We start from the raw sequence: 16,024 nt of genomic DNA, 5'->3' as shown, positions 1-16,024 counted from the left end.
ATTAACCGTTAAAGGAGTGAGCCCAGATGAGTATACAATTTGATGCCGAATCCCGTACGTTCCATTTAACAGCGGGTGAGACCAGCTACATCCTGCGAATTATTGATGGGGGTTACCTGGCCCATCTCTATTGGGGCAAACGTCTCCGCCGATATGATGGCAGCAATGCGCTGCAATATTTGGACCGGGGATTCTCCCCTAACCCCAACCCGGATGACCGCACTTTCTCTCTAGACACACTTCCGCAGGAATATCCGGCTTATGGAGGCACTGATTTCCGCAATCCGGCCTACCAAATCCAGCGAGCAGATGGAACAACTATCTCCGATCTGCGGGTGATCTCCCATCAGATCGTACAGGGAAAACCGTCCATAGACGGACTTCCCGTTACTTACGTGGAAGACGAACACGAAGCACAGACCCTGCAAATCCATCTGCTGGATTCCCTCCTCGGTCTCTCCGTTACGTTGTCTTATACCGTTTACGAAAGACGAAATGTAATTGCCCGCTCCGTCCGGCTGCTGAATAAAGGAGCCGAGCCCTTGCAGGTCCTGCGGGCTTTCAGCGCCAATGTCGATTTCCGCGATGACAATTTTGATATGGTACATCTTCCCGGCGCCTGGGCCAGAGAACGGCATATTGAACGACAACCGCTGCATAAGGGAATCCAGTCTATTGAGAGCCGCAGGGGTGCCAGCAGCCACCAGCACAATCCCTTTCTTGCCTTGGCACGAAAAGGAGCTACAGAAGAATGCGGTGAGATCTTTGCATTCAGCCTGGTGTACAGCGGAAGCTTTACAGCCTCAGCGGAAGTGGATCAGTTCTCGACCACGAGGGTCTCTATGGGGATTAATGATTTTGACTTCAGCTGGAGTCTTGAGCCTGGCGGGGCATTTCAATGTCCTGAAGCAATCCTTGTCTACTCCGCGAATGGATTGGGAGAAATGTCCCGGACGTTTCACGGATTGTTCAGAGAACGTTTATGCCGCGGGGAATACCGCGACCAGGTCCGCCCCATTCTGATTAATAACTGGGAAGGAACCTACTTTGACTTTAATGCAGACAGTATCGAACGGATCGCAGAAGCCGGCAGCTCACTTGGCATGGAGCTGTTTGTCTTGGATGACGGCTGGTTTGGCAAACGCGATGATGATAAATCTTCCCTCGGAGACTGGTTTGTTAATGAGAACAAGCTGGAGGGCGGATTAAACAGGCTGGCCGGGCGAATCGTGGACAAGGAGATGCAATTCGGCTTATGGTTCGAGCCGGAGATGGTCTCACAGGAAAGTGAGCTGTACCGCAAGCATCCTGATTGGTGTCTGCATGTTCCCGGCCGCAACCGTTCCGAGGGACGCAACCAGCTGGTTCTTGACTTCTCGCGGACGGAAGTATGCGACGAAATCATCTCCATGGTTTCAGACATCCTGTCGTCCGCCCCGATTACCTATGTCAAATGGGACATGAATAGACATATGACAGAGATCGGCTCGGCGACCCTTCCGCCGGTGAGACAACGCGAAACCGCTCACCGCTATATCCTTGGCTTGTATAGAGTAATGGAGGAACTGACGACAACGTTCCCGCATGTCCTATTCGAAAGCTGTTCAGGCGGAGGCGGGCGTTTTGATCCAGGCATGCTGTATTATATGCCACAGACCTGGACAAGCGATAACACGGATGCCGTATCCCGCTTGAAGATTCAATATGGAACAAGCCTTGTCTATCCGATCATCTCCATGGGTGCCCATGTCTCCGCTGTTCCGAATCATCAAGTCCACCGCAGCACTTCACTGGACATCCGCGGGCATGTCGCCATGAGCGGGAACTTCGGATACGAGCTTGACGTAACCGCGTTAAGCGAAGAAGAAAAGGCTGAGATTCGGAGGCAGATTGAGCTTTATAAAACAAACCGGATGTTAATCCAATTTGGCGGTTTTTACCGGCTGCTCAGCCCGTTTGAAGGTAATGAAACCGCATGGATGTTTGTTTCCGCCGACCAGAGTGAAGCGCTAGTCTTTTATTTTAGAACCGGAGCGGAGGCAAACAGCCGGGTGAGCTCGGTTCGACTGCAAGGTCTGGATGAGAGCAGCAATTACTCCTGCGACAAAGGCGGAGTCTATGGCGCGGACGAACTGATGAACAGCGGGCTTGCTGTTCCCGCACTATGGAAAGGCGATTATGAAAGCATCATGTGGAAATTAACACGAGAAACGAACATCACCCACTAACAAAACCTACAGGGCAGAGAGGAACATTTTATTATGCAAATCAAAAATGAAGCCATGTTGATCACCTATGCCGATAGCTTGGGACGCAATTTACAAGAATTGAATGAAATATTGGACAAACATTTAAAAGGAGTGGTCGGCGGGGTCCATTTATTGCCCTTCTATCCTTCGTCCGGCGACCGCGGATTTGCACCCATGGATTATACCCAAGTGGATGAATCCTTTGGATCATGGTCTGAGGTTGAAGAGATGAGCGGGAAATTCTATATGATGTACGACTTTATGATCAATCACATTTCCAGACAGTCGCCTTATTTCCGGGATTTCCTGGATAAAAAAGAGGATTCGGAATATGCTGATCTGTTCATCCGCTATAAGGACTTCTGGCCCGGCGGCGAACCCACAGATGCGGATGTCGATCTGATCTATAAACGCAAGCCCCGTGCTCCGTACGTTGAAGTCACATTTAAAGACGGCACTACGGAGAAAGTCTGGTGCACCTTTGATGAGCAGCAAATTGACCTGGATGTGACAACAGAAACCACGAAGAAGTTTGTCCGGGACAATCTGACTTTTCTCGCCGGAAAGGGAGCTTCGATTATCCGCCTGGATGCTTTTGCTTATGCTAACAAAAAGATTGGAACGAACTGCTTTTTTGTAGAGCCGGAGATCTGGGAAATGCTCAAGTATTCCGAAGATATTGTAAATCCTACCGGTATCACCGTGCTGCCTGAAATTCACGAACATTACAGCATTCAGCTGAAGATTGCCGAGCAGGGTTATTATGTCTACGATTTTGCGCTCCCGATGCTCGTACTGCATGCGCTGTTCAGCGGGAAGGCCCATCGTCTGGCCCACTGGCTGCAGATTTGTCCGCGCAAACAATTCACCACCCTGGATACTCATGACGGCATCGGAGTCGTTGATGTGAAGGACTTATTATCAGATGAGGAAGCGGAAATGACCCGTGAACATCTCTACAGTCAAGGTGCCAATGTTAAGAAAATTTACAGTACGGAAGCATACAACAATCTCGATATTTATCAGATTAATTGCACTTATTATTCTGCACTCGGAAACGACGATCAGGCCTATCTACTGGCGAGGGCTCTTCAGTGCTTTGCACCGGGTATCCCGCAAATCTATTATGTAGGCTTGCTGGCGGGAGAGAATGATATTGAACTGCTGGAGAGCACGAAGGAAGGACGCAATATTAACCGGCACTATTATACCAAAGAGGAAATTGAGGTTGAGACCAAACGCCCCGTTGTGCAAAAGTTGTTCCAGTTGCTGAAATTCAGAAACAGCTGCCCTGCCTTCAGTGGCGATATTGCAATTCAAGAGAAAAGCAGTCATGAGCTGGAAATCACGTGGAAACATCAAGCTAGTGAGGCAAAGCTTACAGCGAATCTACTGACCAAGCAGTTTACCATTCTGGCTAGAGAACAGGCAGCAGAGTGGGCTGAGGTATTTGTGTAGGGTAGAATATAAACAACCAGCGCGCACGGATGCAATCCGTGCGCGCTGGTTTATTTTTATATCTGATAAAATAAAATCAACTATCATACATCATGGAGCAGATGATAGAACGTTGAAGGTCTATTTCTCTTTTTACAATCTTAAAAACTTCTTCCAGCGATGAGACAAACACTAAATCTTCTTGAGTGAAATAAGCTAGTGTTACTTTTACGCTCTCTTCATACGTTATAACATAAGGACTATCCTTACTTTGCAGGGTCTCTCGTGCCATTTCAATTAAGTCTATGTAATCAGCATATAGGCGCTCTCGGATGGATGCTGCATCTGCACTTAGGGGACTCCAAGAATAAGCTCCTCCTTCAACAACTGCAGTTGAACCTTCAAGAAAAGTTAATCCCGAATATTGGTTAACAAGTTCTTCATAGCGTTTTTCAATCCCCAAATATGTCTGTACAAGGATGCTTACAGTACTCAAACAAACTTGCCTCCTATCTTAATAATTATATGAAGACAAGATTCTATTCCTTTTTTAAAAATGATCTCAAGAGCTTCATTTTAGCTGACTCAAGTATATATGTATTTAAAGTTCCTGTATATATATATGAATATTTTAATATTTGAAAAATAAGCTTTTTTCTCGGACCATTGTTTCAATTGGATCTCTGCTCCCTGCAGAATTCAAATTCAATTCCCCCTCTATTCCAATGTAACTTTTTAACAAATAATAAGTCTATATATATAGAAGTTCCAGAATATGCACCGGTTACAATATAATTGAGGATGGAGGATTCACAATGAGAAAGGAACAATATTTCAAGAAACTCAGCTGTGCCATCTGTGCTGCACTGATGCTGCCACTCGGAGCGGGTGATGGAACAGCTCAGGCAGAAAAGGCGGCAGTAAGCACAAGCAACATCTATTACCAGCAAATAGAGGCACCGGCGGTACAACCTGCTTGGTCCCTGTCGATCGCAAAGCCCAAAGTGGCAGATAACCCTGACCCGGTGACAGCCATCGCAGAGAACGGCAAGGTATTTATGCTGCAACCAAACGGCAAGCTGGCCGCATTGAAGGCAGCAACCGGCACCAAGCTCTGGGAATATGGCAGCCAGTTGGCTCAGCGAATGGTGTACAACAATGGCGCCATTTACGGAATGACCCAAGCGGGGACGCTTTATAAGGTGAAAGAAGAAAATGGAGGCAAAGTTTGGTCCGCCACACTCGGCTACTCGGCTGCTGACAGCCTTACGGTAACCGGAGGAACGGTGTATGTGACTCAAGGGCAAAAAATGGCGGCCGTAGATGCCGCAACCGGTAAAATCAAATGGCAGATTGCCGAAGATCCAAATAATTACTACTCTGGCTCAAAACCGCTGGAGGCTGAGGGTGTTGTCACTAGAAATTATGCCGTATCCGGCGCACTCACCATGCCTCTGATCGCCGTATACGATAAATTGACCGGCACCAAGCTGTGGGAGGCTTCCAGGCAGAAGGGTACGCTGGCCATAAAGGATGGCATTCTTTATTCGGAGCGCGAGTTATTCATGCTGGATGATGACCCGGTGAACCGCAAAATCAAAATCGCCGCCTTCAATCTCCGAACCGGAGCACTCAAAGGAGAGCGGACCTACAGTTGGACGGACAATGCCGTAACGGACGGAATATATCGCGGGGGCGGCTCTTATGGCTCCGCATTTCTTAACGGAAACGATCTGTACATTTACCAAGGGCAGCGCCTCGCTCTATACGATTTCAATAACTATGTACCCGGGGCAGAGCCGGTGAAGAAATGGGCCCAGGAGAGATATGATCAGCGCTCCCCTCTGGGCCTGGTGCATCAGGACCGGGTCTATTTCACCGATTACAACAGCCATGGCCTGATTGCCATGAAACTGAATACCGGACAATATATACACTTTGATGAGGGAGAGAACGCTACGGTGCAAGCCGCTATATTCGGCAAGGGGGTTTATGTCGGACAGTCCGACGGACTGCTGCATGCCTATGACCTCATAAGCTCGAAACCCGTATTCACTGTCCGTACCGGATCACGCGAATTTGGCCCCCTGCTGAAGACCGGCGGCATGCTGCTGATTCAATCCGGCGGCAAGCTCCATGGGATTAAACTGCCCGCCTCACTGAAATAGCCGGAGAACAAGAAGGTTCAGGCATATTGTCATGTCGAATGAGAGGTTCATTATGAAGAAAACTAAAATATGGATAATATCCACAATATTTATGGTCGTCTTAACCGGTTTACGTCTGGAATGGCTGCAATATAATCTGGCTGCAGACTATCCAGTTGCGGAACAAGGGGTACTGGATCTGCGGGGATGGGATTCTCTGACCGAACACTCTCTGCCGCTGAATGGCGAATGGGAATTCTATCCCGGTGTGCTCCCATTCAGGAATGGCAGTTCATTGTCTGAACTTCAACCACCAAGCCAATGGATCCAAGTTCCGGCTACTTGGAATTTAAAGGATGATTTATATGGCAAGGGCAAGTATGGTTCCGGTACTTACCGCTTGAGGATTCTTCTGGACCCAGACAAGGGAGAGTCTTACGGCGTCCACATCACGCGGATAAAAAGTTCGTCAGAAGTATACATAAACCGACAGCTGCTAGGTCACTCAGGACAGCCGGGAATGACCAAAGACAACTACACACCACTAGAAAAACCGTATACAATGTATTTTACAATAAAAGATCAGAGCGAAATTGAGCTTATCATACAAGTCTCTAATTTTGACGGAATTCGTAGTGGCGGGATTGTTCATTCCGTTGAATTCGGACTGGAAAACGCACTTAGAAAAAACATAAAAATAAAAGAAAATGTGCTCTGGATTGCCTGTGTGGCTTATGCCCTTCATGCCCTCTACGGATTTTTGTTATATGTTTTAGGAGTCCGGAACAAGCAACTGATTTCTTTCTCAATGATGATAGTTTGTATTATTTTCGCTACGTTACTAACCGATGCAAGGTTATTGTATAAGTGGCTTCCCTTCACCTATATCTGGGGACAAAAAATTGTCTATATCGTTATGCTGTCAGGTGCGTTTTTTTTGCAGCAATTGATTAAGGACAAGCTTCCTTCTTGGGTGCCCAACCGGGCGGTTCGAGTCTACAAGCTCCTGTGCTGCGTTGCAATTCTGGCGGTGTGCCTTCTGCCTTTACATATTGTGAAAGGTCATGAAACCCTATATTTCGCTCTAATGTTCATTCCTTGCCTGCTTACTCCTTATGTGATGTACAGATCGACGGTCAAGCAGGTTTCGGATAATATTTTTCTGTTCCTAGCGGCTCTTGCTGCTGTCAGCAGTATGATTTGGCTTGTTATTTACGAAAAGGCCCGGATTGAGGTGCCCTCATATCCTTTCGACCTTATTATTGCGATGATTTGTATTGCAGCCTTTTGGTTCAAGCGCTTTATCGGGGTGTCACGGGACGCTCAGGAGCTGGCAGGTATACTGCAAAAAGCGGACAAACAAAAGGACGAGTTTCTGTTTACTGTGGCCCATGAACTACGTAATCCACTGCACGGTATGATTAACCTCTCAGAGTCGGTATTCGACAGAGAACAGAACAAGCTGGGGATAAACAGTGCTAACGACCTTCATTTGCTGGTCAAGGTTGGCCGGCGTATGTCTTATATGCTGAACGATCTGCTGGATATCGCCAGACTTAAGGAAAATCAGATTCATTTAAACTTTGAGGCTATTTCCGTACATGGCGTTGCTTCAAGTGTTCTCGATATGCTTCGCTTTATGATAGAGGGCAAGCCTATTCAGTTGGTCAACTGTATACCGGCAGATTTCCCGCCAGTATTTGCTGATGAGTACAGATTGAATCAAATTCTGTTCAATCTTTTACATAACGCTATAAAGTACTCCGAAGCAGGCGAGATTTCAGTGTATGCCGAAATTAAAGGCGAATGGGCGAGCATTTCGGTTGCAGATACGGGGATGGGGATGGATTCGGAAACAATAAGTAGAGTGTTCGAGGCGTACGTTCAGGCACCTTTAGACTCGGCTTCATTCAGGGGGGGAGTTGGCCTGGGGCTTAACATATGCAAACAGCTTGTTGAAATGCATGGTGGAACGATAGAGGTACGATCGGAGAGCAATATCGGCTCTATTTTCACTTTCACATTAAAGCTTGATACAGATGGAGCTGATGGGAAGCTACCTGCACTGGTACCTGAAGCTCCAGATAATACTGCTGTAAGCCATGATGTTAGAGCTTCTCTCGACACGAGCTCTCCTTACACAGAGCTAAATCTCACTTTACCTACTGACAAGATACAATTGATGATTGTTGATGATGATCCTGTTAATCTAAATGTGCTAAAGTCAATTTTTGCGAATGAGCATTATGATCTGTTTTCAGCAATCAACGGCGTAGAAGCACTAGCCCTGCTGGAAACAGGCGTATGGGACCTAATCATTTCCGATGTAACCATGCCGATAATGTCCGGCTACGAACTGACTGCACGAATTCGCGAACGTTTTTCTATTGCAGAGCTTCCTGTCCTTCTCTTAACAGCCAGTAATCGAGAAAAGGATATTGAAGCGGGATTCCGGTCCGGGGCAAATGACTATGTAACCAAACCAGTGAATGCAACCGAACTGAAGTCCAGAGTAAGATCGCTGACAAATCTCAAAAAATCGGTAAATGAAGGATTGCGTATGGAAGCTGCATTGCTGCAGGCTCAAATCAAACCTCATTTCCTGATTAATACGTTTAATGCTGTATCTGCTCTCAGTAAGATCGATCGGGGAAAAATGGATGATTTAATCGATGAACTCACCAACTATTTTAGGCTTGGCATAGATTTTCAAAACTCTGACCGCCTTGTAACACTTGATCGGGAGCTTAGTCTTATTCGTTCCTATCTGTATATCCAGCAAAAGCGATTCCAGGACAGGCTTCAGGTGGTATGGGAGATCGACGATAACATACAAGTCGAAATTCCTCCTTTGACTATTCAACCGCTTGTAGATAATGCCGTTACCCATGGCATATTAAAGAGGCCTGAGGGCGGGGAAGTACGAATTAGAGTAGCCGATATTGGCCAGGCTGTCGAGATTTCCGTTTCCGATAATGGTATGGGGATTGATGAAGAAACCCTCAAACATATTCTAGATATAAAGACAAACAGCCGAACGGGTATTGGTCTGTTAAATACCGACCGGCGGTTAAAACGATTTTGTGGGAGTACGCTGAGAGTTCAGAGCGTAGTCGAATCAGGGACTGTGGTCTCATTCAGTGTGGCGAAAAAACTTTAAGTTAACTGAAACAACTTATTTTGTAAATAGGTGGTGGAATGACAATGATTCAAGCTTTGCTTGTAGACGATGAGTATCTGGCCCTACTGAATCTGGAACTGATGCTGAACGAAATGCCCATGGTTAACGTTGTCGGAGCTTATACTGATCCGGCCAAGGCTGTACAAGCATCTGCACAGTTGAATCCAGACGTCATATTTCTGGATATCGAAATGCCGGGTCTGAACGGCATGATGGTTGCAGAGCTGCTGCAAATACAGTGTCCGCAAACCAAGATAGTCTTTTTGACCGCCTATAATAACTATGCTGTGGGTGCTTTTGAGCTGAATGCGCTGGACTATTTGTTGAAGCCTGTAAAGCTGGAGCGATTGCTCAAAACCATTCAGCGCCTTGAGGAGCAAAGGGTTGAGGAATCTTCCGATAAGCACGAAAATAAAACCGTGATCCGTAGTTTTCAGTCGCTCCGGTTCGAACGTTGCGGACAGCCGCTTCCAAATATCCGCTGGCGCACCTCAAAGTCTCAGGAATTATTCGCCTATTTACTACATAACCGCAACCGTTTCGTCGGAAAAAATCATCTCATTGAGATGTTATGGCCCAATATCTCATACAAAAAGGCTTCCACTTTACTGTACACAACAATTTACCAGGTGCGGAATTGTTTGAAACAAGCTGAAATTGATCTGCAAATCAACAGTATCAGTACCGAAGGAGGATATATCCTAGAGACAGACAACTTACTTATCGACGTTATGGAGTGGGAAAAAGGCATTCAGGCACTCCCCGCCATTAATCACGATAATTATGCGGAACATCAGCGGTTATTTGATTTTTATGCAGGAGACTATCTGGGAGATTATGATTATTTATGGGCGGAAAGTGAACGGCAGCGATTAAGATCCATCTGGCTGCATCATGCAATGGGCATGGCGGAGTTCTGCACCAGTAGCGATAAAATCACCGAGGCGCTTACTGTATACCAGCGGGTTGTTCAGATGTATCCCTATTTCGAGCAGGCCCATTTCGGACTAATGAAAGTTTATAACAGCATTGGAGAACGCGCGGCAGTCGAGGAGCGCTACAACCTGCTATCAGAGCTGCTTAACAGAGATCTCAGCATCGGCCCCCCGGCAGAAATAACAAACTGGTATGAAGAATGGAAGCAGCTTAATTTAAGAAAGCTATAATCTTCTTTTCCTCACAAAACATACAAAGACACCCGCTCTTCAGCTGGGTGTCTTCGTATGTTCCAATGAGTTCTCGATTATTTATTGCGTGTCTTATATCTTCTGGAGAGTCCTGCACCCAGAATAACCAAGACAACTCCGGTCAAATAAAACAATAGTGGACTTTCTTCTCCGGTCTGAGGCAGCCTGTTTGGCACGTCTTGATTTTCAGGCTTTTGCAGTGTGCCTGTAGGCACTTCATCGACCAGAATCTCAATCTCGACCTCCTCGGAGTTCCCATCCTCATCGGTAATGATAATCGTAAACTTGTCTTTTCCGGTAAAGCCGTGGTCAGGCACATATTTCCACTTGCCATCAGGTTTAAGCACTATTGTCCCATGTTCAGGATCACTTCCGATACTTGGTACGCCGCCAAGCGGAATTTCCCCTTCGATCGGTATTTCTTTCAATGTGCTGACTTCGGTCCGCTGCGGAGCAGGTGTGATGGCAGGTTGGGTCGGAACCGCTGACGGTACTGTAGAAGGTACGACCGACGGGGTCGCAGTTGATGTCGGCGGTGCCGGTTCCGTTGGCGTTGGCGCTACCGTTGGTGTTGGTGTCACGGTCGGCGTCTGTGGTTCCGCCGGTGTCGGCGGTGCCGATTCCGTTGGTGTTGGCGCTACCGTTGGTGTTGGCGTCACGGTCGGCGTCTGTGGTTCCGCCGGTGTCGGCGGTGCCGGTTCCGTTGGCGATGGTGCTACCGTTGGTGTTGGTGTCGGTGCCGATGGCGCTACCGTTGGCGTCGGCGCCACCGTTGGTGTCGGTGTCGGCGTCGGCGTCGGTGTTGGTGTTGGTGTTGGTGTTGGTGTCGGTGTTGGTGTCGGCGTCGGTGTTGGTGTCGGCGTCGGTGTCGGCGTCGGTGTCGGTGTTGGCGTTGGTGTTGGTGTTGGTGTCGGCGTCGGCGTCGGTGTCGGCGTCGGTGTCGGTGTCGGCGTCGGTGTCGGCGTCGGCGTCGGTGTCGGCGTCGGTGTTGGTGTTGGTGTTGGTGTCGGCGTCGGCGTTGGTGTCGGTGTTGGTGTTGGTGTCGGCGTCGGTGTTGGTGTCGGCGTCGGTGTTGGTGTCGGCGTCGGCGTTGGTGTCGGCGTCGGTGTTGGTGTCGGCGTCGGCGTCGGTGTCGGCGTCGGCGTCGGCGTCGGTGTTGGCGTTGGTGTCGGCGTCGGTGTTGGTGTTGGCGTTGGTGTTGGTGTTGGTGTTGGTGTCGGTGTCGGTGTTGGCGTCGGTGTTGGTGTCGGCGTCGGCGTCGGCGTTGGTGTTGGTGTTGGTGTTGGTGTCGGCGTCGGCGTTGGTGTCGGTGTCGGTGTTGGTGTTGGTGTTGGTGTCGGCGTCGGCGTCGGTGTCGGTGTTGGTGTCGGCGTCGGCGTCGGCGTCGGCGTTGGTGTCGGTGTTGGTGTTGGTGTTGGTGTCGGCGTTGGTGTTGGTGTTGGTGTCGGCGTCGCAGCTTTTTTGTTGGTAATTTGTTGCTCTACGCCTGTTGTCGAATTAATCGTGACCCTATGAGGTTTGGTATCCAGCAGATAGCCACCGGGTGCTGTTTTTTCGATCACAGCATAATTCCCCCCGATCAGTTTAGTGAATTCCAGCTTACCCTCTGCGTCCGTTACACCCTCACTGATCCAAACCATCTCATCATCAAATACACGGAACAGATCAAAGGCTGCACCGCTTAACTTCTTGCCAGGATCACTGTAATCCATTTTAATGATGCGTAAAGGTCCTCTGACACCGTTGCCTGTGCCGGAGCCGTTTGAAAGCTTGACCGTGATTTCCTGGTTACTCTCATTCGTAATTTCTTTTACATTTTTACCTTCGAAGCTTACTTTGTTGCTGACTTTTTCATTGTTTTGTGCAGTGATCAGCGACTGGTATTTCAGAATGTACGCCTCCGAAATATCCTTCTCAAACTTCAGCGTGAAACTTTCCTTCCCGTCGCTGTCTTTTAGAAGAGTCAGCGTATAATCCGAATCTTTCTCCAGTTCCTCCCCGGTTGGACTAATCGTTCCATCGCTGGAAACCGTTGTTTTGTAGAGATGAAATGTGCTGCTGAGCAGGATTTGGTTTTCACTCGGGATGTCCTTAATCACAGCATCTTTAACAAATGATTGGTTGCGGTTGATATTGATGGACCAGTCAATTTTATTGCCGTTTTGGGTCCCCGTCTTGTTGATATATTCTCCCCCTTGAGGGATATTGACGGAGGCGCTCAAGTCTGCGGACTCCTTCGTTGTGTCGTTATACAATACAGCCGTATTGTCAACCTTATTCAGATCAATAGCCTGGTCGGCAAACGATGTTTGGAAGGAAACATAAACCGCATAATTGATGTCCTTGTTAAAGCTTATTTTCAACTTGCCGCTATCCATTACTACTGCATAGTCCTCTTTACTTACATTGGAGCTTGTGGATGGATTCCCATTCGCACCGTAAACCCATTTGAAGACCTTAACCGATCCCATGTCAACAATCTGTCCGCCGGCAATGGTATCCTCCAAAACGGCATTAGCCAGCGTCTTCATATTATAGTTAGCACCAATATTCCAGGTAATTCTCTTCGTAGTTGCATCATAAGAACCGTTCTTGAGTCCGTTGTTCTTCACTTCACCTCTTGGGTTCAAGGTAGAAGTCACCGTTTTCCCGCTTGGAGTCGCTGCTCCATTCTCGTACCATTCCAGCCCGGCAGTGTTGATAAATCTGTCTTTGCCTGCGGACAGCCAATCATAATTGAATGTTGTGGTATAAGAAATTACATAGGGTTCGGAGATCGGATCATCAAAGGTAATGGTAAAGCCGTCATTCGCAGCTGCAGGATCATGTGCTGTGTAGACCACATCATTGCTGACTGCAGCGCCGACGCCAATAGGTTGAATCACAAGCGAACCCTTAACAAGCTTTAGCCCCGCATTGCTGAACGTATCCTTAACAATCAGGTCGTTCATAATTTTGGAATCCTTGTTAACGGTAATCGTCCATTTTACAGTCTTGTTCAAATAATCAACATTGCTGTAGTTTTTAAATAGAATTTGCTGACTTATACCTTGCGAGGCCGATACAGTTTCTCCGTTGTAAGTCACTTTATTGGTAATCGTATCATTGTCAAAGACACGATTCTTCGCTTTCGTCTGATACTCGATCCGGTAGGCAGACTTAACGTTATTGTTAAATTTCATTTCAATATCATAGGTGCTTGCAGTTACAGAGGTGGTTATCGTGTAATCAGTATCAGGAAGCGGCGTACCACCCTTTACTACCTTTCCATTAGACTCAATCGTAACCGGGAATACCTTTAGCGAGCTTGGGATGAGCTCCTGGGTAGCATTCAAGGAATCCTTCAGTACTGCATTGCTTGCCGGAATCAACTTTTGATTGTAATTGTATTCTATCGCCCAGGAAATAGTCTGACTGGCCTCATCGTAGCCTGCTGCGATTTTGTTCAGTGGTTTTCCCCTTCCCGCCGTTACAGTGACCGTAGATTCCTTGGAGAATCCGTTACCTCCACTAAAAATTGCAGTATTGGCATAGCTGGTAGCATCGGCACCCGCACTTGTAATATCCGTAACGAATTCAATTCGGTATGCCTTGGTCATCGGACTCTCTGTGAATTTCAAGTTCAATTCATCCGGAGTTGAAGATGTAAGATCATATTTGCTGCTGTCAAGTATATTGCCCACTGTGACCGAACCATCCAGATTCACATCAAGATCATGTACCAGGATTGAAGCCGTATCCAGCGACAACCCGTCCGGAATGTCATCCTTCACAGCTGCATTTCCCACATGATCCAATGCCTTGTTCACATCCACGGTCCAGGCAATTTGCGTCGGATTGTAGAACTGCGGAAGAGGAGTGCCTTTCTTCTCTATAGTTGAACCGGCTTTCGGCTTGAACTGCAGTTCAATGATCTGAGTACCGCCATGGATCGGAAAAGTCAGAATCTGCTTGGATGAGCCATGGATTTTCTTCGAGCTGAGAAGGGATTGGACCGTAAACGTTCCACCCACTTGGTCATGTTTCTCAATATAATCATTGAATGTGAAGATAACATGATTGTTGTCTTTATTGACCATATAAGTGCCGACGGATTCGCCTTCTAACAGAAGATCTCCGTTCAGATCGTTGTAAAGTTCAAACTGCCCGGGAAGATCAAACTCAAATGTTGATCCCGCCCCGTACCCATGTCCATCAGCAAGCGCCCATGTATAGTTCAGCTCGGTAAAGGAGTCAAGCTGATATACATTTCCCGTCACGGTCTCCGTGTAATTATCATCGGTGTACACAGCCAGAGTAACACTTGTGATCAAATTATCTGCAATATTTTTTGGCTCTGCGTACACGCGGTCATTAAACCCAAAGCTGTAGGTCCACTGCGTTAACAGCAGAATAACAATTAGCCAGATATTTAACTTCCTTCTTCTCACTTGTGAACTGTCCTCCATTTCGTAAAGTCCCTCTTTTACTGATAGCCGCGTCTCAATGAGACGATTCATTTCCGTGATTCCCCCTTTACACTCCCCCCCTTGTCCCTTTGACCTCTACAAGTGCCCAACTGTATAGATGCCTGGTACTGTAATAGTAAATTCCCGGTATGGACAATTTCTGAACATTTCCCCAAAATACAATTAAAAACTTTCATTTTCCGACAAACGCCAACCATTCATCTTTACGTCGCTTCCTTCCGAAACGACAAATAACCGCATAAAAGGGATGCCTCCGCGCCATTTCATAGTACGCGGGGCATCCCTTTCAACGGTGAATGATACATAGCCATAAATCTGTCGGTGTACAGTTCAGACTGGTCAAGGAAACTAGCCTGCAATTCCTTTTCCGGTGAGACGGACGGTCAGCATCTTACATGCTTGCGTTTAAACCCAACCCGACCTTTGCCGACTGCCTTTTGAATATTTTCATAAGCGTGAATAAATTTGTTTTTGGCCTTATCCTTATTGACTTCTACCGGGCCTACGGCCCTAGCGGTCTCACAAGCCTGATCATGAAGCGGCAGATAGGATACCGCTACGGTGTATAAAAAGTTGTTCATCGCGTATTTGGTGCGCTCCGGCGATTCATGAATCGTTTTTTTCACAAGCTCAAGCATACCGGCAATTTTGCTTTCGGAAAATTCATCGTCCGGCCGGTTGCCGAGCAGCCAGCAGTAACAGTTCCAGCCCCCTGACATTCTCAGCTCCTCACCGCTCGCGATCCATTTATCGGCAACCTCTTGCGCAATATCCGCTTCTGCCAAAGTTACTGCAACTACAAAATCGGACAACATATAAAAATAAGCCGCATCCATCCACCGGTCATAATCGGCTTCCGTCATTGCATTAGGGTCGGCAATGATGCCGGCAAAATACATGGCGTCGTAATTCCCTGTCGCGTATAGCTGCTCAGCCAGCGGCTGATTTATTTTGGTTTTCTTGAAGATGGGCTTCATTTCTCCGGTGGCCACGCCAAAAAGCGGTTCCTGCGCGCCATTCGAGCTGTATATTTTCTTGGTTCGTTCCTTGCCGAGCGCCTCAAGCTCCTGCATGACCATCTCTGCATTCATTGTTTAACACTTCCTTTTTTACTGGATACAGAAAGTGTACTTCACAGATTGCCCTATCGCAAGCTTGTCCATTTGAAAAAATTTAACAAAAAAAACTTGTAGACTCACGTCTACAAGCTGAAGCTGCTGAATGCTTCTCTTCTGGTTCATACTGTTGGGGTTAAGCTGCTTATTGGTTGTAATTCAGTATACAACCTTACTTACAATCTGTCCGGGGAGGTTCTGTTTGTAAAGTAAGTTATTTAGTTGACGCTGTAGTAAAC

8 protein-coding genes are annotated in these 16,024 nt (G+C 47.4%); 5 read left to right on the top strand and 3 right to left on the bottom strand.

Annotated features, from left to right (window positions below; translation table 11 throughout):
• Positions 1–26: 26 nt before the first annotated feature.
• Together H70357_RS08065 and gtfA are read left to right on the top strand one after the other, a co-directional pair.
• Positions 27–2,228, top strand: a complete 2,202-nt coding sequence (locus H70357_RS08065) for an alpha-galactosidase (protein ID WP_038587700.1) — start codon at positions 27–29, stop codon at positions 2,226–2,228.
• Between the two features lie 33 nt (positions 2,229–2,261).
• Positions 2,262–3,707: a sucrose phosphorylase gene (gene gtfA / locus H70357_RS08060; protein WP_038587697.1), complete on the top strand. Its 1,446-nt coding sequence runs from the start codon at positions 2,262–2,264 to the stop codon at positions 3,705–3,707.
• A gap of 76 nt (positions 3,708–3,783) precedes the next feature.
• On the opposite strand, the gene H70357_RS08055 is transcribed toward gtfA, so the two are convergent.
• Complete coding sequence (locus tag H70357_RS08055; RefSeq protein ID WP_038587694.1) at positions 3,784–4,182, bottom strand: hypothetical protein; 399 nt, start codon at positions 4,180–4,182, stop codon at positions 3,784–3,786.
• Between the two features lie 319 nt (positions 4,183–4,501).
• Here H70357_RS08055 and H70357_RS08050 point away from each other — a divergent pair, with 319 nt between their 5' ends.
• From H70357_RS08050 to H70357_RS08040, 3 genes are read left to right on the top strand one after another with little or no spacing between them, the layout of a single operon-like run.
• Positions 4,502–5,854: an outer membrane protein assembly factor BamB family protein gene (locus H70357_RS08050; RefSeq protein WP_038587692.1), complete on the top strand. Its 1,353-nt coding sequence runs from the start codon at positions 4,502–4,504 to the stop codon at positions 5,852–5,854.
• 52 nt (positions 5,855–5,906) lie between these two features.
• On the top strand, positions 5,907–8,993 hold the full coding sequence (locus tag H70357_RS08045) for a hybrid sensor histidine kinase/response regulator (protein WP_038587689.1): 3,087 nt from the start codon (positions 5,907–5,909) through the stop codon (positions 8,991–8,993).
• Positions 8,994–9,037: 44 nt separating this feature from the next.
• Positions 9,038–10,180 (top strand): response regulator, encoded by a 1,143-nt coding sequence (locus H70357_RS08040; protein WP_063848029.1) that lies wholly within the window; start codon positions 9,038–9,040, stop codon positions 10,178–10,180.
• 77 nt (positions 10,181–10,257) lie between these two features.
• Here the strand turns inward: H70357_RS08040 and H70357_RS08035 are convergent, their stop codons facing one another.
• Positions 10,258–14,700: a collagen binding domain-containing protein gene (locus H70357_RS08035; protein WP_052091906.1), complete on the bottom strand. Its 4,443-nt coding sequence runs from the start codon at positions 14,698–14,700 to the stop codon at positions 10,258–10,260.
• A gap of 353 nt (positions 14,701–15,053) precedes the next feature.
• Positions 15,054–15,761 (bottom strand): DNA alkylation repair protein, encoded by a 708-nt coding sequence (locus H70357_RS08030; protein ID WP_038587686.1) that lies wholly within the window; start codon positions 15,759–15,761, stop codon positions 15,054–15,056.
• Between the last annotated feature and the right edge of the window lie 263 nt (positions 15,762–16,024).

The organism is Paenibacillus sp. FSL H7-0357 (genome assembly GCF_000758525.1).
GTDB lineage: Bacteria > Bacillota > Bacilli > Paenibacillales > Paenibacillaceae > Paenibacillus_AQ.
Note: the sequence above shows the minus strand (reverse complement) of the source record. Positions and strands in the feature narration are given on the sequence as shown.

What these genes read in the sequence shown, in the direction of transcription:
- H70357_RS08030 (WP_038587686.1), bottom strand. Translation starts at nt 15,761, where the DNA reads ATGAATGCAGAGATGGTCATGCAGGAGCTTGAGGCGCTCGGCAAGGAA.
- H70357_RS08040 (WP_063848029.1), top strand. Translation starts at nt 9,038, where the DNA reads ATGATTCAAGCTTTGCTTGTAGACGATGAGTATCTGGCCCTACTGAAT.
- H70357_RS08035 (WP_052091906.1), bottom strand. Translation starts at nt 14,700, where the DNA reads ATGAATCGTCTCATTGAGACGCGGCTATCAGTAAAAGAGGGACTTTAC.
- H70357_RS08050 (WP_038587692.1), top strand. Translation starts at nt 4,502, where the DNA reads ATGAGAAAGGAACAATATTTCAAGAAACTCAGCTGTGCCATCTGTGCT.
- H70357_RS08045 (WP_038587689.1), top strand. Translation starts at nt 5,907, where the DNA reads ATGAAGAAAACTAAAATATGGATAATATCCACAATATTTATGGTCGTC.
- H70357_RS08065 (WP_038587700.1), top strand. Translation starts at nt 27, where the DNA reads ATGAGTATACAATTTGATGCCGAATCCCGTACGTTCCATTTAACAGCG.
- gtfA (WP_038587697.1), top strand. Translation starts at nt 2,262, where the DNA reads ATGCAAATCAAAAATGAAGCCATGTTGATCACCTATGCCGATAGCTTG.